Origin of the sequence: Enterobacter sp. HK169 (genome assembly GCF_001719105.1) — a bacterium.
GTDB lineage: Bacteria > Pseudomonadota > Gammaproteobacteria > Enterobacterales > Enterobacteriaceae > Enterobacter > Enterobacter asburiae_B.
In genome coordinates, this window is the sequence record NZ_CP017087.1 from 2748879 (window position 1) to 2767809 (window position 18931).

An 18931-nucleotide genomic window follows, 5' to 3' on the forward strand; every position below is an offset into this window, starting at 1 on the left:
AAATGGGAAGCCATAATGACGGAACACGACAAATCCTCCGCCGTGGTTGAAGAGACCAGGGAGACTGTGGAGACGACGCCACAGCCAGAGACGACTGAGAAAACCGCTGAGAAGAAAAACGGCAGCAACAAAACGAGCCTCGCGCTGAGCGCGATTGCCATCGCCATTGCGCTGGCAGCAGGGGTTGGCCTGTACGGTCTGGTGAAGCAACAGGGTGCGAATCAGACGTCCACCAGCGATGCGCTGGTGAATCAGCTCACCGCCCTGCAAAAAGCGCAGGAGACGCAGAAAACCGAGCTGGAAACGGTGATTAAGCAGCAGGCCGCCGCGCTTGCCGAGGCGAACAGCAAACAGGAAGAGCTGGCTAAACAGCTGGGCGACGTGCAGCAGAAAGTCGCCACGATTTCCGGTACCGATGCCAAAACCTGGCTGCTCTCGCAGGCTGACTTCCTGGTGAAGCTCGCCGGACGTAAGCTCTGGAGCGATCAGGACGTCACCACTGCCGCCGCGCTGCTGAAAAGCGCCGACGCGAGCCTGGCAGACATGAACGACCCGAGCCTTATCACCGCGCGTCGCGCGATCACCGAGGACATCGCCAGCCTCTCCGCCGTCTCGCAGGTGGATTACGACGGCATTATCCTCAAGGTGAACCAGCTGTCGAATCAGATTGATAACCTGCAGCTGGCGGATAACAACGACGACGACTCCCCGATGGATTCCGACGGTACTGAGCTTTCCAGCTCCCTGAGCGAATGGCGTATAAACCTGCAGAAAAGCTGGCAGAACTTTATGGACAGCTTCATCACTATCCGCCGTCGCGACGAAACCGCTGTGCCGCTGCTGGCGCCGAACCAGGATATCTATCTGCGGGAGAACATTCGTTCCCGCCTGCTGGTGGCGGCTCAGGCCGTGCCGCGTCATCAGGAAGAGACGTACAAACAGGCGCTGGATAACGTCTCAACGTGGGTACGCGCCTACTACAACACCGATGATGCGACGACCACCGCCTTCCTCGAAGACATTGATAAGCTGAGCCAGCAGAACATCACCATGAACGTGCCTGATAAGCTGGCCAGCCAGCCGATTCTGGAGAAACTGATGCAGACGCGCGTACGTAACCTGCTGGCGCAGCCGGGCGTACCGGCAGAGCCGACGGACGGAGCGGCACCTGCCCCGGCTCCGGCGCCTGAAAGCGCACCGCAAGGAGAGTAATGATGCTAAAAGTTCTCTTACTCTTCATCCTGCTGATCGCCGGGATCGTGCTGGGACCTATGCTTGCGGGTCATCAGGGTTACGTCCTGATCCAGACGGATAACTACAACATTGAAACCAGCGTAACCGGCCTGACGATCATTCTGATCCTCGGCGTGGTGGTGCTGTTTGCGATCGAGTGGATCCTGCGCCGTATTTTCCGCACCGGTGCCCACACGCGCGGCTGGTTCGTTGGCCGTAAACGCCGCCGCGCCCGCAAGCAGACCGAACAGGCGCTGCTTAAGCTTGCCGAGGGTGACTATCAGCAGGTTGAAAAGCTGATGTCGAAAAACGCCGACCATGCCGAACAGCCGGTAGTGAATTATCTGCTCGCTGCCGAAGCGGCGCAGCAGCGCGGTGACGAAGCCCGCGCCAATCAGCATCTGGAGCGGGCGGCAGAGCTGGCTCACGGCGACCCGATTCCGGTAGAAATCACGCGCGTTCGCCTGCAGCTGGCGCGCAATGAAAATCACGCGGCGCGTCACGGTATCGATCGCCTGCTGGAAGTTGCGCCACGTCATCCGGAAGTGCTGCGTCTTGCCGAGCAGGCGTATATTCGTACCGGCGCCTGGGGCTCGCTGCTGGACATCATTCCGTCGATGGCGAAGGCCGAGGTGGGCGACGATGAACATCGTGATGAGCTTCAGCGTCTGGCATGGATTGGCCTGATGGATCAGGCGCGCGCCGACCTGGGCAGCGACGGTCTGAAAACGTGGTGGAAGAATCAGAGCCGTAAGACGCGCCAGCAGGTTCCTCTGCAGGTCGCCATGGCGGAACATCTTATTGAATGTGACGATCATGACACGGCTCAGGAGATCCTCCTCGATGGCCTGAAGCGCCAGTATGACGATCGTCTGGTGATGGTGATCCCGCGCCTGAAAACCAATAATCCTGAGCAAATCGAAAAAGTGCTGCGTCAGCAGATTAAAACCGTCGGTGACCGCCCGCTGCTGTGGAGCACGCTCGGTCAGTCGCTGATGAAGCACGGAGAATGGCAGGAGGCGAGCCTCGCCTTCCGCGCGGCGCTGAAGCAGCGTCCGGACGCGTTTGACTACGCGTGGCTTGCCGATACGCTGGACAAGCAGCACAAGCCGGAAGAGGCAGCCGCCATGCGGCGTGATGGGTTGCTGTTAACGCTGCAAAATAACGGTACGCAGCCGTAAATAAAAGGAGGCCAGAGGGCCTCCTTTTTTTATCGCCTTTCTCCTGCTACATTCTTTACACCCACATCCGCAAACGAATCCGCCAATGTAACGATTTCTTTTCATTAACCTTTTTTCACACACGCGCACATTTTGCAGCGTGGACTAAATCGTTTTTGAAAGGAAATCTCCATGAACTCGCTTTTGTATGCGCTTATCCAGGCGCTGCGCTGCCACCGCTGGCTGCGCCTGCTTGCCTGTGCTTTTATCTTTTCTTCGCTGGGGAATGGTCTAACCCAGGTTGTGGTCTTCGGTTTGCTGCTGGCGTGGTCAGCCCCGCCCGCTCTGCTCACACTCGCTTTTCTTTTCGCTACGGTACCAGGGTTCATCGGCAGTATCTTCGGCGAAAAGCTGTGCTCACGCTTTTCGCCGATATCCCTGCTGATACTGACCGAGGGGCTGGGCCTGCTCGCCCTGCTCTTTCCCCTGCTTGGTGTGGGTTACCACAGCGTTGCCGCATTGCTCGCCGTGCAATCCACCGAAGCCCTGCTCAGCGGGATGAGCTGGCCCGCGCTGACATTGCTCTTTAAGCGCGGTCTCAGCGAAGCGGAGCTGCCCGCTGCAACCTGTCTGGAAAATGTGATTTTTGCTTCTCAGGTGTTGTTAGGGACCGGCCTGGGCGTGGTGCTGTTTCAGAAGACATCCGTGTTTACCCTGCTGGCTATTGATGCCGCCAGCTTTCTCGGGTCAGTGGTACTGCTATGGCTGGCTGGGCGTCGGTTTTCTCCGGCACCACATCCCACCGCTATGGAAAGGGGAGTTTCTGCAACATTACGCTGGCAGGCGTTGACCGTTCGGCAAAAACGCAGCCTGCTCATCCTGCCGTCGCTGGCCGCCGTCGGGTCACCGGCGATGGCGCTTCTTCCGGCACTGGCCCAGCAGCTTAGTCCTCAGGATGCGGCGGGCCTTGCTTTGCCTCTGCTTTTCGCGAGGAGTCTGGGGCAGCTTTGTGGCCCCCTGCTGCTAAAAAAAGAGAGCCTGACGCGCTTTGCGGCCTACACGCCGCGAATAATCGTTTGCCTGAGCATCTTTCTGGCCGCTTATGGCATGCTGCCTTTTTTGTCCGGGTGGACGGTATGCGCGCTGGGGATGATCTTTATCGCGCATCTGGCCTCGAATGTTCTCTTCGCAGCGGGCACGTTTGGGGTACTCAGTAGTTTTCCTCTCACGCAAACCGCTTCGGCCAGCGGTAAAGCCTGGCGCTGGCAAACGCTCAGCGCCTCTCTTTTCACCGGCATTGCAGCGGCGGTAGCTTCAGGGTTTGGCTCCGTACAGGCGCTCTATGCTGTCTCTGCATCGGCCCTGCTGATGGTTGCCCTGATCATGCGCCTGTATCGGGAATAAGGCATAAAAAAACGCCTGCTATAAAAGCAGGCGTTAAAACAGGTCTGTAAGACAACATATTTGGTGCTTCACTCAACGTTGTGTCCATGGTGTCTGATGAGGCCGAAGCGACATCTGTCAGTGGACGATAAGCACCGTAAATGGCTCTGCGTCATTCCTGAGTTTATGAGGCCCTAAGGCGAACATAAGAGATGGAATGAGCATCTACACGCATATTATTGCACGTAACGTGCCAACATGACACCCAGAACTTTTACATGACGCAACATTTTAAGATAAAAGGAAATTATGCTGCCTGGCGCCGTCTTAGGCTCTACAACGTATCGGGAAAAGGCGGGAATATGTCGCCAGGAGGAGACAGCAAAACCCATAAATAGTTATTTATTTAATTTTCAATGAGTTGCATGTCGCTGGATTGCGACAAAGAAAAAGGGCGCTGTCGGGGCATGACTTCAGGAATGAGAGCTCGCAGAAAACAAAAAACCCCGCCGAAGCGGGGTTCAAAATTGGTCGGCGAGAGAGGATTCGAACCTCCGACCCACTGGTCCCAAACCAGTTGCGCTACCAAGCTGCGCTACTCGCCGATGTACTGCTTTTTGAATTTTTAGTTCAATTCATTTAAAAAGTCGTGGTGCGAGGGGGGGGACTCGAACCCCCACATCCAAAGGACACTAACACCTGAAGCTAGCGCGTCTACCAATTCCGCCACCTTCGCAATTCACAACTCTTTCAAATAATGGGGTGGCTAATGGGATTCGAACCCACGACAACTGGAATCACAATCCAGGGCTCTACCAACTGAGCTATAGCCACCACTGTATTCTTTCACGCGGTACTGACTACTTCTCAGACCACCGCAGCTCTAGCGCCGGGACTAAAATGGCGCGCCCGACAGGATTCGAACCTGAGACCTCTGCCTCCGGAGGGCAGCGCTCTATCCAGCTGAGCTACGGGCGCTTAGCGCCGTTGCGGGGCTGGATATTACGTACCTCCGTCCCCGCTGTCTAGTGCTTTTTTGAAAAAAATGCGCGTTTGGTTATGGTTTGCACATTTTGCCGCTTATTCCTCCACTTTCTGCGTGGTGCCGCGGCGACCCAGGCCAAAAAGCTTATATGCGGCCGTTACAGCCGCCAGGAAGATCATCCCGACAAACAGCGACATGCGGGTATCTTCATTAAAGTACATGCCGATTAATACGCAAATCAGGAACGCCATCGTCAAATAGTTCGCATAGGGGAACAGAATTGAGCGGAACGGATGGCTTTCAATCGCTTTTTTATGCGCATGACGGAAACGCAGCTGGCTGATGAGGATAACAAACCACGGCACCATGCCCGGCAGTACGCTGGCGCTGTAGACGTAAACGAACACGCGCTGCGGGTTAGGAATGATGTAATTCAGGCAAGAGCCAATCAGCAGGATTACAATGGAGACCGCCACACCCGCCACCGGTACGCCGGCACGTGAAACTTTACTCATCGCCGCAGGCAGCTGGTTATTCTTCGAAAGCGCATAGAGCATACGCCCGCAGCTGTACATCCCGCTGTTACAGCCTGACAGCGCTGCCGTCAGGACCACAAAGTTGATGATACCCGCCGCCGCCGTGATACCAATTTTGGCGAAGGTTAATACAAACGGGCTACCCGTCGTGCCAATTTCGTTCCACGGGAAGATGGTCACGATGACGAAGATCGCGCCCACATAGAAAATCAGAATACGCCACAGCACTTTGCCCACCGCGCTACGCAGCGTGACCTGCGGGTTTTTCGCTTCACCGGCGGTAATACCGATCAGCTCCACGCCCTGATACGAGGCCACAACGATACACAGCGCCGTCAGGAAGCCCTTCCAGCCGCCGGCGAAGAAGCCGCCGTTTTCGGTCAGGTTGCCGAAGCCGATAGCGTGTCCACCGTTGCCAAAGCCGAAGAAAATCACGCCCAGGCCGACGACAATCATCACGATAATCGTGGTGACTTTGATCATTGCGAACCAGAACTCAATTTCACCGTAAAGACGCACGGCGGCCAGGTTTGCCAGCGCCACCAGCCCCACGGCAATGAGCGCGGGTATCCACTGGACCATGTCCGGGAACCAGAACTGGACGTAGACCCCTATCGCGGTGATCTCTGAGATGCCCACCGCCATCCACATAAACCAGTATGACCAGGCCGTCAGGTAGCCGAAGAACGGGCTCATATAGCGATGCGCGTAAACGGCGAAAGAGCCGGTTACCGGCTCCAGGAAGAGCATTTCGCCCATGGAACGCATAATGAAGAAAACAAACAGCCCGGCGATAATATACGCCAGTAATACGGAAGGGCCTGCCCATTTGAGCGTGCTTGCGGAGCCCATAAACAGGCCCACGCCGATAGTGCCGCCCAGCGCTATCAGTTCAATATGACGAGCTTCCAGCCCACGCTGTAGCTCCGGTTGTTTCTCTGCCATAGATCCTCGATTGTGTTTGCTGTTTCCCGGCTTAATACCGGGTATTGTTTTTTAGGGGTACTAAAATACGGAGCGAATGGTTTCCTAAAATCTGCCAAATGGCAAACGATGCATTAAAAAAATGAATGCATTGCACAGATTATCAGCAGTTTTGCAGGCGAGTTGCAGCGCGAATAGCATATCGCGCTACATTTTGATTACATTTTCCCGGTGTAATGCCAGGCGAGGTAGCGAAGCAGACGGATCTGTCGTTTAATGCGCGTCGGTTGCGATAGCAGGCGGTATAGCCACTCCAGCCCCAGATTTTGCCAGACCTTTGGCGCACGCTTAACGTGGCCGGTAAAGACGTCGTACGTGCCGCCGACGCCCATGTAGAGGGCATCCGGACAGACCAGACGGCAGTCGCGCATCAGGATCTCCTGGCGCGGGGAGCCCATCGCCACGGTGACAATTTTCGCCCCGCTGTCACGAACGCGCTCAAACAGAGCCTGTCGATCTTCCGGTTTGAAGTAACCATCCTGGCTGCCGACAATATTAACATTCCATTGACGACGCAGTTTCTCCTCCGTCTGGGCCAGTATCTCCGGCTTTCCGCCAATCAGGAACACGGGCGTACCCTGCGCACCTGCCCGGGCCATAAGCTGCTCCCAGAGATCGGCCCCCGCCACGCGGGATACATTAGCGTCAGGATACTTTTTACGGATAGAGCGGACCACGCTGATCCCGTCCGCGTATTTAAATTCAGCCGCTTCAATCAGGCTTTTGACTTCCGCATTATCCTCAACCGCCAGCATTTTTTCCGCGTTGATGGCCACCAGCGTACCGGATTTCATCTGGCCGTCGGCGAACAGAAAGTCCAGCGCGTGCTGCATGTCGCGCCAGCCAATAAGCTGCAGGCCACGTAGCGCGTAGCGCGGTGCAGAAATTTTATCAGTCATTACTATCCTTACTCAGACTTGCGACAGCGTTGTGCTGCCCTGCCGTTCGCGCTTGTGCACAAGACCTGCGCTGTCAAACAGCCAGTACAACAGTTTGGCCAGCAACAGGCAGAGGCCGAAAACGACCATGAAGAACACCACGCGCGAAACGAACGAGTCCAGCCCTTCGCGCGCCAGAACGATCATATTGAAAATGGCACCAAAGCAGAAACTGTGCAAAATGGCGGCTTTATAGCGGTTGGTCTCTTCGTTGCCGCGCAGGTAAAGCCAGTCGAACCACTTGATAATCAGCCCCACGGCAACCGCCCCGGGCAGAATGAACCACGCCCCCCCCATCACCACCAGGGAACCAATCAGCGTTGGCGAGATTGCCAGACCGGAATGGTTGTTCAGCACTTCCCAGGTAAAGTAATTCGCCGTGTTAAGCACCACGCCGGGCCGGTCCGGCCATAGCCAGGAAGGGATAAAGACGTAGAAGTCTCGAACAATCGGCGCCAGCCCCTGGAAATCAATCTTGTCGTAGTTTTGCAGCAGCAATGCCAGGTTTTCCCACGGCGAGAAGGTATCGCGCGTCAGGTAGAGGAACGTGTAAAACGCCTCATCGCCCGCCACGTTCATCCCGTAGCGCTTCAGCGCCAGCCAGAACATCCCCACAATGCCAAACACGCCTGCCGCAACCAGCATCCACAGCGAGATCCAGCCGCGGATGATGCCGATAAACAGGAAGATGGCGAAGGCGATGATAATGTTCGCGCGCGTGCCGCCCACAATCATGTAGGTCAGAATGCCAAACGCGACGGTGCTGACCAGGAAAAACAGCCACGCTTTGCTGTCCTGGCGCAGGAAAAAGACCACCAGCATCGCCGGAATGAAGAAGTAGAAGAATCGCTTAAGCGCCACGCCCGAGACTTCGGCCGAAAAAATCTGGCTGTAGGAGTGGAGCTTAAACAGCAGAAAGCCGTTATGCATGAAGAAGATACCGACGCTGACCAGGGCGATGGTCATCAGCATCACCCACGTCAGGTGGGTTTCCACCCGATTCATGGTAAAAAGCGGCCGGCGCGGGGCAGCAGCCTGCGCTGAACGCAGACGCGTTTTATAGGTGACGTAGTAGACGGCATAGAAGCAGGTTGCCGCCAGAAGCGCCTGGAGCAGGATTTCCGGCGGCGCGACGCTCACGTCAAAACGGAAGACCAGAATGCTGGTCAGCGGGAAGCCGAAAAAGAAGGTCAGCAGAAACAGTAACGAGAAGAAAACGTTAAAGTTGAAGCGTATCCGGCGGAATTCAAACCAGGTGAGCGTGGCGATAAACAGGGCGCTCAGAAGCCAGACAACTAGTAAGCCGCTGAATTGCAACTGACTCATGCTTTGTCTCCTGAAGCGATACGCAGCGCACGGTGCCACGGCGTGAGGTAATTCGGGCTGAAAAAATCGATGCTATTTTTATCCACCAGCGTGAGCTGGCGTTGGGCTTCCCGTACCACCTCGACATTCAGCGTGTCTGAGGTAAACAGCACCGGAATATGCTGCTCGGCCATGTCCTGCCAGAACGGGTTGTCGCGGTTGAGCACGCACGGTACACCCGCCTGAATCAGCAGACACAGCGTGCCGATTCCCTGCTGTCGGGCAAAGATGAAATAGCCAAGATCGCATTTTCTCAGCAGCGCAAGATACTCATCAAATTCCAGCCTATCGCTGAGGATGTGCAGATTTTCTGCACTAAACAGCGCAAGTCCCTGCTGGCGAACCTCAGCAATATAGGCGTCGTTGTTGGCAGGATAGCCCATCGGCACCACCACGTTCACCGTGTCGCCGAACTGCTGATGCACCGCCCTGAGCGCCGCGACGTGTTCGTTACTGCGATCGCCGGAATTCCCCACCAGGATCGTCAGCTTGCCTTCACGCACCGCGTCATTCGCCATGGCGTTCAGGGCCGGATCCATGCGGGTTGGGAAATAGAGCAGTTCTCCGCGCACGTTCGGATGCTGTTTAGCAAAATAGTTGAGATCGCCACGGGTGGCAAACACACAGCCCACGCGCCCCTGCGCCATGCGGCGCAGCGGATAGAAAAGACGGAATTTCCAGCCGCGGGAGACTTCGTAGAGATCGGCTCCCCAGATATGCCAGCTGCACTGGGAGGGTTTAATCCCCCCGCTGAGCAGCGCCAGCCACAGGCCGGTATTGAACTGCCCGTGGAAAAAGAAACGTTGCTTACGATCCGCTTTGGCTCTGGCAACGACCGCCTTCGCCAGCGCGGCCTTATCCGGCCAGAAGCGAATCGTCAGCGCCGGAAACGCCTCGCTCAGGCCCTTATCCTGACCTGCAACCATAAACTCACGCGCATCAGGATTACCCGATGCCAGCTCGTCGTTGAAGAACCGCAAAACGGTCTGGTTATGGTGTGGGATATCCGATCCCAGGATGTGAATCAGTGCAGTCATGCGCGTTTACGCCACAATAAAAATACGCCGCAACAGGCGGCGAAATAAACGATATAGGTTGCCATGTAGGCCTGAGCCGCCCCCAGCGCACCGTGCGCGGGTATCAGCCAGTGTGAAAATGCTGTCAGTAACGCAAACTGGCTAATTTCCGCCAGGATATACATCCGCAGGGACGCTTTTGCAATCACCAGATAGCCAAAAACGTAAGCACCCACTTTCAGCACATCACCCACCAGCTGCCAGGCAAACAGATCGCGCATGGCGGTGAACTTCGCCGAGAACAGCAGCCAGATGGCGACATCGCGCAGTAACCAGACGGTAAAGCTGGCCGCCGCGACGGCTGGCAGCACAAAGCGCAGCGATCGGAAAATCTCACGGGTAATATCCTGTCTGGACGTCAGACGCGATAAGGTTGGCAGCAGGTAAACGCTAAAGGAAGCCGTAATAAACTGGAGATAGGCGTCGGAAATACTGCTTACGCCCTGCCAGATCCCCACTTCATCCCAGCTATAATGCGCCGCCAGCAAATTTCGCATCATCACGTAGGCTACCGGCAGCGTAACAGAGGTGATGAGCGCCATCAGGGTAAATTTACCCAGCTGGCTGGCAAGCATCGTGTCCCATTGCGGTTTCAGGTAGCTCAGAGGGATGACGCCCCGACGCATCAGCATAAATGCCGCAGGCACAACAACCAGTGCCGGGACCAGCGCCAGGCCCAGCAGTGCGCCTTCATAGCCGCCCAGGCGATAGCAAAAGTAATAGGCAATCACGCCGATGACGCTGCCCAGGATTAAGGCAAGCGCGTTCCCGGCGGCATCACGAAAACCTTTCATCAGCGCCAGCAGCAGGTTAGCCCAGGCAATGCCCATCTGAACCAACGCGACCAGACGCACCAGCCCCTGATAATGGGTGTGCCCGAACAATCCCTGGCTGATGGGCGCCGCCGCCAGCAGAAAGACAATCGCCATCAGGGTCGAAAAACCCGTGACCATCGCCGAAGAGGTACCCACCACTCTGCGCAGCTGAGCCGCATCATCGTGATACTGCGCAACGTATTTGGTGACGCCGTTAAAGATACCGGCACCGGCCAGCACGCCAAGGACGGTAACGAGCTGGCGGAAATTACCTGCCAGCCCGACACCAGAGGGGCCAAATGAGACGGCCAACAGCTTGACGACCAGCAGCCCGGCGCCAATTTTTACAAGCGTGGACGCGGCGGTCCACACCGATGCTTTTGCCAGAGACATATCAGCCGAAATAACTCAGAAGGGTATTAATCACCGTACGCTGGTTAACAGGCGCGAGGTTGTAGAACAGTGGCAGGCGAAGCAAACGCTCACTTTCTTTGGTGGTGTAACGATCTTCACCCGCGAACGTGCCAAACGCTTCGCCGGCCGGGCTGGAGTGCAGCGGGATGTAGTGGAACACCGCCATAATTTCGGCCTCTTTCAGCCAGGCGATGAGCTCGCTGCGGTCGTCGTTATCGCGCAGCTTGATGTAGAACATATGCGCGTTGTGGACGCAATCTGCCGGGATGGTCGGCAGCTCAATACGCCCGGCTTTGGCCAGAGGCTCAAGCGCATCGTAATACGTTTGCCACAGGGAAAGACGCTGAAGGTTGATACGTTCCGCCGCTTCCAGCTGCGCCCACAGATACGCCGCCTGCAGATCCGCCATCAGATAGCTGGAGCCGATATCGCGCCAGGTGTATTTATCTACCTGTCCCCGGAAGAACTGGCTGCGGTTGGTGCCTTTTTCGCGGATCACTTCCGCACGCTCCACGAGAGCCCGGTCGTTAATCAGCGTCGCGCCACCTTCTCCACCCGCCGTGTAGTTTTTGGTTTCGTGGAAGCTGAAGCAGCCAATGTGGCCGATAGTGCCCAGCGCGCGTCCCTTGTAGGTGGACATCACGCCCTGCGCGGCATCTTCCACCACGAACAGATTATGTTTTTTGGCGATGGCCATGATGGTGTCCATTTCACAGGCCACGCCCGCGTAGTGAACCGGCACGATCGCGCGCGTTTTGTCGGTGATCGCCGCTTCAATCAGCGTCTCATCAATGTTCATGGTGTCCGGGCGGATATCCACAAAGACGATTTTCGCTCCGCGTAGGACAAAGGCGTTCGCGGTGGAAACGAAGGTATAGCTCGGCATAATCACTTCATCACCGGGCTGGATATCCAGCAGCAGTGCCGCCATTTCCAGCGATGCCGTACAGGACGGGGTCAGCAGCACTTTGGCGCTGCGAAAACGCTGTTCCATCCACTGCTGACAGCGACGGGTAAAACCGCCGTCACCACAGAGTTTGCCGCTGCCCATGGCAGACTGCATATAGTCGAGTTCAGTTCCGACAACGGGTGGTGCGTTAAATGGAATCATCTTGTCACCTGTATAACCAGTAGGCGGTGGCGTCGATGTTGGCACCACTCGCAATGTAACGTTTAAGCGCGGCGGTGTTGCCCAGTTGGGTCGCGACCCGCAGCGTCACAAGCTGTTGCTGCTGCGCCCAGTGCAGCGCCGCCTGCATGAGTTTCTCACCCATGCCGCGCCCGGCTAATAAGCCGATACGCGCCTCGCGCTCGTTGAGCTTACGCAGCGAGACGAACCCCTGGATTTGACCGTCCCCTGCACGGAAAACCAGGCAGACGTGGTCAAAGGTGCCTTTGACCGCATTCTCTATCCACTGGGCATAGAAACGTCCGCTATCGTCAGGCGCATACCAGGGCGCACGAAAGCGGCTCTGAGCAAACGCCTGGGCCGCCATCTGACGCAGCACGGGGATGTCCTGCTCTGTTGCAATTTCCGCGCCGGACGCATCGTGCCGGGTAAGGTTAATGGAAAGGTCTACCTCACCTTCAACCAGCTGAAAGCCGTGTTGCTGGAGCGCATCAAGCAGATCGGCTCGCTCCGCCGGGATCTTAGCCTGCACCCGTTGCCAGGCGATAAAATCCGGTTCAGCCAGCACCGACGCATCATCACGCAGACGCACGATGGCCGACGGCAGGCCGAAAAAGGCACTCTCCCACTGCAGGGACTCGAGCACCCCATTCAGGCTGTTCAACGCCAGACACCTTTGGTATCCACAATATACTGCTGACGAACGGCATCGCCGGACGTTGCTTTAAACTCTTTATGATCCACCAGCAGCACCAGCACGTCCGCCGTCGCCAGCGCGTCGTCCAGCGCCGTCAGCGTGCAGTGTTGTCCCGCCAGTTTTGCCGGCAATTCATGGATATTCGGCTCAACCACCAGCGTTTCACCCTTGTGCCATTCGGCAATCATCTCGGCAATTTCCATCGCCGGGCTTTCACGCAGATCGTCAATATTGGGTTTGAATGCCAGACCAAAGCAGGCAATTTTCAGCTCGCTGGCGCGCTTGCCGCTCTCTGCCAGACAATCCGCTACCGTCGCTTTAACCTGATTGAGCACCCAGTGAGGCTTGCTGTCGTTCACTTCACGCGCGGTGCGAATCAGACGCGCCTGCGCCGGATTTTGCGCCACGATAAACCACGGGTCGACGGCGATACAGTGTCCGCCCACACCCGGACCTGGCTGGAGAATGTTCACACGCGGATGGCGATTGGCCAGACTAATCAGCTCCCAGACGTTAATCCCCTGATCGGCACAGATCAGCGACAGTTCGTTCGCAAAGGCGATATTGACGTCGCGGAAGCTGTTTTCCGTTAGCTTGCACATCTCGGCGGTGCGGGAGTTGGTCACCACGCACTCACCTTCCAGGAAAATCTTGTACAGCGCGCTGGCACGTTCGGAACAGACGGGCGTCATACCGCCAATGACGCGGTCGTTTTTAATCAGTTCGACCATGACCTGGCCTGGCAGCACGCGCTCCGGACAGTAGGCGATGTTGATATCCGCCTGCTCCCCCGCCTGCTGCGGGAAGCTTAAATCAGGGCGCGCGTCGGCCAGCCACTGTGCCATCTGCTCGGTAGCGCCGACCGGAGAGGTTGATTCCAGGATCACCAGCGCCCCTTTCTTCAGCACAGGCGCTATGGATTTTGCCGCCGCCTCGACGAACGCCATGTCGGGCTCGTGGTCGCCTTTAAACGGGGTAGGGACGGCAATCAGGTAGGCATCCGCTTCAACTGGCGTCGTGCTGGCACGCAGGAAGCCTCCCTCCACCGCCTCTTTCACCACACGGTCAAGATCGGGCTCCACAATATGAATCTCGCCACGGTTAATGGTTTCTACCGCCCGTGCGTTGATATCCACACCGACAACCTGTTTCTGACGAGAGGCGAACGCGGCCGCAGTAGGCAAGCCAATGTAGCCAAGACCGATGACAGAGATGGTAGTAAAACTCATAGCGATACCCGATTGTGTTTAAGTGCTTGCAAAATACGGCCACAAGCCTGCCCGTCTCCGTACGGATTATGGGCCCGGCTCATCGCCTGATACGCTTCATCGTCATGCAGCAGGCGCGTGACCTCTTCGACGATGAGCTGCGCGTTGGTGCCGACCAGCCGCACCGTACCGGCTTTGACGGCTTCCGGACGTTCGGTCGTTTCACGCATCACCAGCACCGGTTTGCCGAGGGATGGCGCTTCTTCCTGAATGCCGCCGGAATCGGTGAGGATCAGCCAGGCGTGGTTCATCAGCCAGACAAACGGCATGTAGTCCTGAGGTTCAATCAGAAGGACATTGTCGACATGGCCCAGGATCCGGTTAACCGGCTCGCTGACGTTAGGGTTAAGGTGTACTGGATAGACAATTTGCACATCGTCGTTCTGCGCGGCGATTTCAGCCAGCGCGTGACAGATTTGCTCGAAACCCCGGCCAAAGCTTTCGCGACGGTGGCCAGTAACCAGAATGGTTTTTTTGCCGTTGTGAAGGAACGGATAGCGGGCAGCGAGCTCTTTTTGAAGATCGCTGTTTGCCAGGACGCGGTCACGTACCCAGATTAACGCGTCAATGACCGTATTGCCGGTCACAAAGATTTTGTTATCGGCGATATTTTCACGCAGCAGGTTCTGACGCGAGTTTTCCGTTGGCGCAAAGTGGTACATCGCCAGATGACCCGTTAACGTGCGGTTGGCCTCCTCCGGCCACGGCGAATAAAGATTGCCGGTACGCAGACCCGCCTCCACATGCCCCACGGGAATTCGCTGGTAAAACGCGGCCAGGCTTGTCGCCACGGTTGTGGTGGTGTCACCGTGAACCAGCACCACGTCAGGCTTGAATGACTCCAGGATCGGCTTTAGCTCTTGCAGAATGCGACAGGTTATTTCCGTTAATCCTTGCCCCGGTTTCATAATATTAAGGTCGTAATCCGGGACGATGGAGAAGAGCGTTAAAACCTGATCGAGCATCTCACGGTGTTGGGCAGTGACGCACACTTTCGCTTCAATATCAGGATCGCAGGCCAGCGCATGAACCAGAGGTGCCATCTTAATGGCCTCCGGCCTGGTGCCAAATACGGTTAGTACTTTCACATCGATTCTCTTCGATTAGGCGATGAAGGCCGCAGCCTTCATCGTAGACGGCGTTCTTAGTTTTTGCGACGACGCGTTAACGCCACGCCAGCGCCCGTCAGTGCGCCTACAATCCCCCACATAATCATCAGGAATGCACGACGCGGACTATCGCGTTTTACAGGTTCTTCAGGCGTTCGCAAATAACGATAGGTCTGAAAACGCGGGTCCAGAGATGGACCGACATTAAGCGTATTGAGCATCGCGCGATTTTGATCGTAATCGAGGTCAAAATCAGGACCGACGGCCTGGAGGTTTTCCAGACGCGCCTGCAACATAGGGCGACCAAGGAGGAACATCTCTGAATCAGGCAGCTCATCGGCCGGCACGTCAGTCTCAGTACGGGAAATATTGCGCTGTTCCGCAATTTTCAGCGCCTGCTCAATGTTATGCACACGGCGACCGAAAATGGTATTCGCCACCTCTTCCTGACGTTTCACCTGGGCTTTCATCTGGATGGTACGAGCCGCCCAGGCACCTTTAAGCTCTTCGTTAAGATGGCTTGCGGCACGCTGGCTGGCAAACGCGACGTACTGACGCAACAGGTTGTTGGCATCCGGCGCGGTTTCTGCAATCAGCTTGACGCTGTCATTCACGTTACGCAGCGCGTCGCCCGGCATAAACTGAATATTGTTAATCAGATCGTCCAGCAGGGCGGCGTCGGCTTTTGTATTATCAACCCGACGCTGCTTGTAGTAATCCGTCTGGGACCAGAAATCGCGTCGGGTATCCCACGAAGCCAGCTGCATCACAAACTCTTTATAGGCTTCATCCATAACGGAAGCCTGGTCTGGCGTAGCAAGACTGGCTTTGATGTCCAGGTTACGCAGGAATTGCTGCTGGGAATAGTATCCCCCGAGCATGTTAACCGTTGGCTTGTCTGTAATTGCCGTGGCGCTCCACTCTTGTTTTGCAAAGAACGTATAGGCCAGCGCTAACAGTGCAAAACCCAGCGCGATCCCCGCAATCCAAAGTTTGCCTGCCCATAACACGCGAAACAAACCCCGAATATCCAGTTCATTCTCAGTTACCACTGATTTCGCTCCCGCCAACGGTTGAGTCATCATAGTCCCGGTTTTACTTAGTTAATGTTGTATTTTTGCCACTGTTACGACGCATCCTGCGTTTAAGACGTTTAATAAATCGCGCCACTTTCCATGCGCGTTTAATGCAGTAGCCGTACAGGAAAAATGCCAGCAAGAATAATGCCAACATAACCCACTCAGGAATAATATGAGAATATTCTGCAGCTACACCAATCGCGGCCAAAATAGCGGCGGCCAGAGTAATCAGCACAAACGCCTGACGAGAAGTAAAACCCGCACGCATGATGAGATGATGAATATGTTGGCGGTCAGGAGAGAAAGGACTCATCCCTTTGCGCAGGCGGCGATACATAATCGCCACCATATCCATTAATGGAATGGCAATAATCCACAGCGCGGTTACGGGACTTATCGGATGGGTTTGACCCTGTGTGGTTTCAAGCAGGATCCAGATAACCGTAAAACCAATCAGCGTACTACCCGCGTCTCCCATAAAGACTTTATAGCGACGGCCCAGCACACCGAGGTTTAGGAGGATATAAGGCAGAATGGCGGCAATCATGGCAAAACACCACATTGCCAGACTGTACTGACCATCAAACCATAAAATAATGCCGATTGCGGCGAACGAGACGGACGACAACCCACCGAGCAGGCCGTCAATGCCATCCACCATGTTGAAAGCATTGATTGCCGCCCAGACGGCAAAGAGTGTCAGGAAGAAGCCAAATGGACCCAGGACTAACTCCCAGGGGCCAAATACATAGCCGAGGCTTCGCAGATACAGTCCGCCCACTACCATCATCACCACGCCAATGGCCGCCTGAACGGTAGCGCGTATTTTCACCGCAATATCGAACCGGTCATCAAGGGCCCCGACTAACACCAGGACACCGGCGCAGGCAATGTAGAGGGCGGCATGCGGGATATAATAATCGGCAATACCAAACGTGAAGCAAATCCCTGCGTAAACAGAAATCCCGCCGACTAAAGGAATAAGTCCCTGATGGCGTTTACGAAAATTTGGCTTATCCACCAACCCTATTCGTTTTGCCACCTTGCGCGCAATGAACAAAAAACAGGTTGTGAATAAAAAAATACTGATCAGTTCAGTAACGGCGGTGAATAGATTCACAATGGATTGCTCTCAACAAATGTTAGTCCCGGAAGTATAACCATGAAGCCACAGCCTCAGAAGTAATAAAGATGGCTTCTGGCTACTCCCTTTGTATATTTTTCAATCAATTATTTCTTTAGCTGCACAAACGACCCTATTGTCGCACCGACCGGTCAAAATTGGGAGTAGATGGTACTAGCGTATAGTCCATAAAAGAAAAACGCCACGTAAAAACGTGGCGTTCGCTGGCTTTATTTGCGTTACGAGCGTTTCATCATGTCGAAGAAATCGTCGTTGGTTTTGGTCATCGCCAGTTTGTTAATGAGGAACTCCATCGCGTCAATTTCACCCATTGGATGGATGATTTTGCGCAGGATCCACATTTTCTGCAGCTCTTCCTGCGTGGTGAGCAGCTCTTCTTTACGGGTACCGGAACGGTTGTAGTCGATAGCCGGGAAGACGCGTTTCTCAGCGATTTTACGAGAAAGGTGCAGTTCCATGTTACCTGTACCTTTAAATTCTTCGTAAATTACTTCGTCCATTTTAGAACCGGTATCGATCAGCGCCGTGGCGATGATGGTCAGGCTACCGCCCTCTTCCACGTTACGTGCGGCACCGAAGAAGCGTTTCGGGCGATGCAGGGCGTTAGCATCCACACCACCGGTCAGTACTTTACCTGACGCCGGAACGACGGTGTTGTAGGCACGCGCCAGACGGGTGATGGAGTCAAGCAGGATGATCACGTCTTTCTTGTGCTCAACCAGGCGTTTCGCCTTCTCGATAACCATTTCCGCAACCTGAACGTGGCGAGATGCCGGTTCGTCGAAGGTAGAAGCAACCACTTCACCTTTAACCAGACGCTGCATCTCGGTCACTTCTTCCGGACGTTCGTCGATCAGCAGCACCATCAGCACGCAGTCTGGGTGGTTATAAGCGATGCTCTGCGCGATGTTCTGCAGTAGCATGGTTTTACCCGCCTTCGGCGGTGCCACAATCAGACCACGCTGGCCGCGACCAATTGGTGATGCCAGATCCAGAACACGCGCGGTTAAGTCTTCAGTTGAACCGTTACCACGCTCCATGCGCAGGCGAGAGTTCGCGTGCAGCGGCGTTAAGTTCTCGAAGAGGATCTTATTACGCGAGTTTTCCGGTTTGTCGAAGTTAACTTCATTGACTTTCAACAGCGCAAAGTAGCGTTCACCCTCTTTAGGAGGACGAATCTTACCTGAAATGGTGTCACCAGTGCGGAGGTTGAAACGGCGGATTTGGCTGGGGGATACGTAGATGTCGTCAGGGCCGGCGAGGTAGGAGCTGTCTGCAGAGCGGAGGAAACCAAATCCGTCTTGCAATATCTCCAGCACACCGTCGCCAAAGATATCTTCGCCACTCTTAGCGTGCTGCTTCAGGATGGCGAAAATGATGTCCTGCTTGCGCATACGGGCCTGGTTTTCCAGTCCCATATTTTCGCCGAGAGTGATCAGCTCAGAAACCGGCGTATTCTTTAATTCGGTAAGATTCATAATGGTGTGGGTTCTTAAACTCGGGGTGATTCTCGAACTTAATGTTGTGAATGGTATGGCAGGGTCATCCATGCCTGTTTAGCGGCCATCAACTCATGTCTGTTCGCTGTCTGGTCACAGGGAAAGAACGCAGAACTG

General features: G+C 55.4%; 15 protein-coding genes and 4 tRNA genes. 3 read left to right on the forward strand and 16 right to left on the reverse strand.

Going from position 1 to position 18931, the window contains the following annotated elements:
* Positions 1-15 precede the first annotated feature (15 nt).
* From hemX to EnteroDNA1_RS13100, 3 genes are all read left to right on the forward strand, one after another.
* Positions 16-1212: a uroporphyrinogen-III C-methyltransferase gene (gene hemX / locus EnteroDNA1_RS13090; RefSeq protein ID WP_033146905.1), complete on the forward strand. Its 1197-nt coding sequence runs from the start codon at positions 16-18 to the stop codon at positions 1210-1212.
* A gap of 2 nt (positions 1213-1214) precedes the next feature.
* Entirely contained in the window at positions 1215-2414 is a 1200-nt protein-coding gene (gene hemY, locus EnteroDNA1_RS13095) for a protoheme IX biogenesis protein HemY (protein WP_069303414.1), read from the forward strand.
* 171 nt (positions 2415-2585) lie between these two features.
* The gene (locus EnteroDNA1_RS13100; protein ID WP_069303415.1) at positions 2586-3797 is read left to right on the forward strand and encodes an MFS transporter; all 1212 of its coding nucleotides are present in this window, start codon (positions 2586-2588) and stop codon (positions 3795-3797) included.
* A 507-nt stretch (positions 3798-4304) separates the two neighbouring features.
* On the opposite strand, the gene EnteroDNA1_RS13105 is transcribed toward EnteroDNA1_RS13100, so the two are convergent.
* The 16 genes from EnteroDNA1_RS13105 to rho all read right to left on the reverse strand — a co-directional run bounded on the left by EnteroDNA1_RS13105 (position 4305) and on the right by rho (position 18793).
* Positions 4305-4381: transfer RNA gene (locus EnteroDNA1_RS13105), tRNA-Pro, on the reverse strand.
* A 45-nt stretch (positions 4382-4426) separates the two neighbouring features.
* Positions 4427-4512, reverse strand: a tRNA-Leu gene (locus EnteroDNA1_RS13110).
* A gap of 22 nt (positions 4513-4534) precedes the next feature.
* Positions 4535-4610 (reverse strand) — tRNA-His (locus tag EnteroDNA1_RS13115).
* Between the two features lie 67 nt (positions 4611-4677).
* Positions 4678-4754 (reverse strand) — tRNA-Arg (locus EnteroDNA1_RS13120).
* Between the two features lie 102 nt (positions 4755-4856).
* Positions 4857-6242: a bifunctional threonine/serine APC transporter ThrP gene (gene thrP / locus EnteroDNA1_RS13125; protein WP_023309635.1), complete on the reverse strand. Its 1386-nt coding sequence runs from the start codon at positions 6240-6242 to the stop codon at positions 4857-4859.
* Positions 6243-6439: 197 nt separating this feature from the next.
* On the reverse strand, positions 6440-7180 hold the full coding sequence (gene wecG / locus EnteroDNA1_RS13130) for a lipopolysaccharide N-acetylmannosaminouronosyltransferase (RefSeq protein ID WP_029739560.1): 741 nt from the start codon (positions 7178-7180) through the stop codon (positions 6440-6442).
* Positions 7181-7192: 12 nt separating this feature from the next.
* Positions 7193-8545 carry an ECA oligosaccharide polymerase gene (gene wzyE, locus EnteroDNA1_RS13135; RefSeq protein ID WP_064673091.1) on the reverse strand — a complete coding sequence of 451 codons (1353 nt, stop codon included), beginning with the start codon at positions 8543-8545 and terminating at the stop codon, positions 7193-7195.
* Positions 8542-9621 carry a TDP-N-acetylfucosamine:lipid II N-acetylfucosaminyltransferase gene (locus EnteroDNA1_RS13140; RefSeq protein WP_033146909.1) on the reverse strand — a complete coding sequence of 360 codons (1080 nt, stop codon included), beginning with the start codon at positions 9619-9621 and terminating at the stop codon, positions 8542-8544. Before EnteroDNA1_RS13140 ends, wzyE begins: the two co-directional genes overlap by 4 nt.
* Entirely contained in the window at positions 9618-10868 is a 1251-nt protein-coding gene (gene wzxE, locus EnteroDNA1_RS13145) for a lipid III flippase WzxE (RefSeq protein ID WP_045888450.1), read from the reverse strand. Before wzxE ends, EnteroDNA1_RS13140 begins: the two co-directional genes overlap by 4 nt.
* Before the next feature lies 1 nt (position 10869).
* On the reverse strand, positions 10870-12000 hold the full coding sequence (gene rffA, locus EnteroDNA1_RS13150; protein WP_023309640.1) for a dTDP-4-amino-4,6-dideoxygalactose transaminase: 1131 nt from the start codon (positions 11998-12000) through the stop codon (positions 10870-10872).
* A 4-nt stretch (positions 12001-12004) separates the two neighbouring features.
* Complete coding sequence (gene rffC, locus EnteroDNA1_RS13155; protein WP_064673092.1) at positions 12005-12682, reverse strand: dTDP-4-amino-4,6-dideoxy-D-galactose acyltransferase; 678 nt, start codon at positions 12680-12682, stop codon at positions 12005-12007.
* Complete coding sequence (gene wecC / locus EnteroDNA1_RS13160) at positions 12679-13944, reverse strand: UDP-N-acetyl-D-mannosamine dehydrogenase (RefSeq protein ID WP_064673093.1); 1266 nt, start codon at positions 13942-13944, stop codon at positions 12679-12681. Before wecC ends, rffC begins: the two co-directional genes overlap by 4 nt.
* On the reverse strand, positions 13941-15071 hold the full coding sequence (gene wecB / locus EnteroDNA1_RS13165) for a non-hydrolyzing UDP-N-acetylglucosamine 2-epimerase (protein ID WP_039264262.1): 1131 nt from the start codon (positions 15069-15071) through the stop codon (positions 13941-13943). Before wecB ends, wecC begins: the two co-directional genes overlap by 4 nt.
* 56 nt (positions 15072-15127) lie before the next feature.
* Positions 15128-16174 carry an ECA polysaccharide chain length modulation protein gene (gene wzzE, locus EnteroDNA1_RS13170; RefSeq protein WP_033146914.1) on the reverse strand — a complete coding sequence of 349 codons (1047 nt, stop codon included), beginning with the start codon at positions 16172-16174 and terminating at the stop codon, positions 15128-15130.
* Positions 16175-16187: 13 nt separating this feature from the next.
* On the reverse strand, positions 16188-17291 hold the full coding sequence (wecA, locus tag EnteroDNA1_RS13175) for a UDP-N-acetylglucosamine--undecaprenyl-phosphate N-acetylglucosaminephosphotransferase (protein ID WP_023309645.1): 1104 nt from the start codon (positions 17289-17291) through the stop codon (positions 16188-16190).
* 242 nt (positions 17292-17533) lie between these two features.
* A complete protein-coding gene (gene rho / locus EnteroDNA1_RS13180; protein WP_008501566.1) occupies positions 17534-18793 on the reverse strand; it encodes a transcription termination factor Rho in 1260 nt (419 codons plus the stop codon).
* Between the last annotated feature and the right edge of the window lie 138 nt (positions 18794-18931).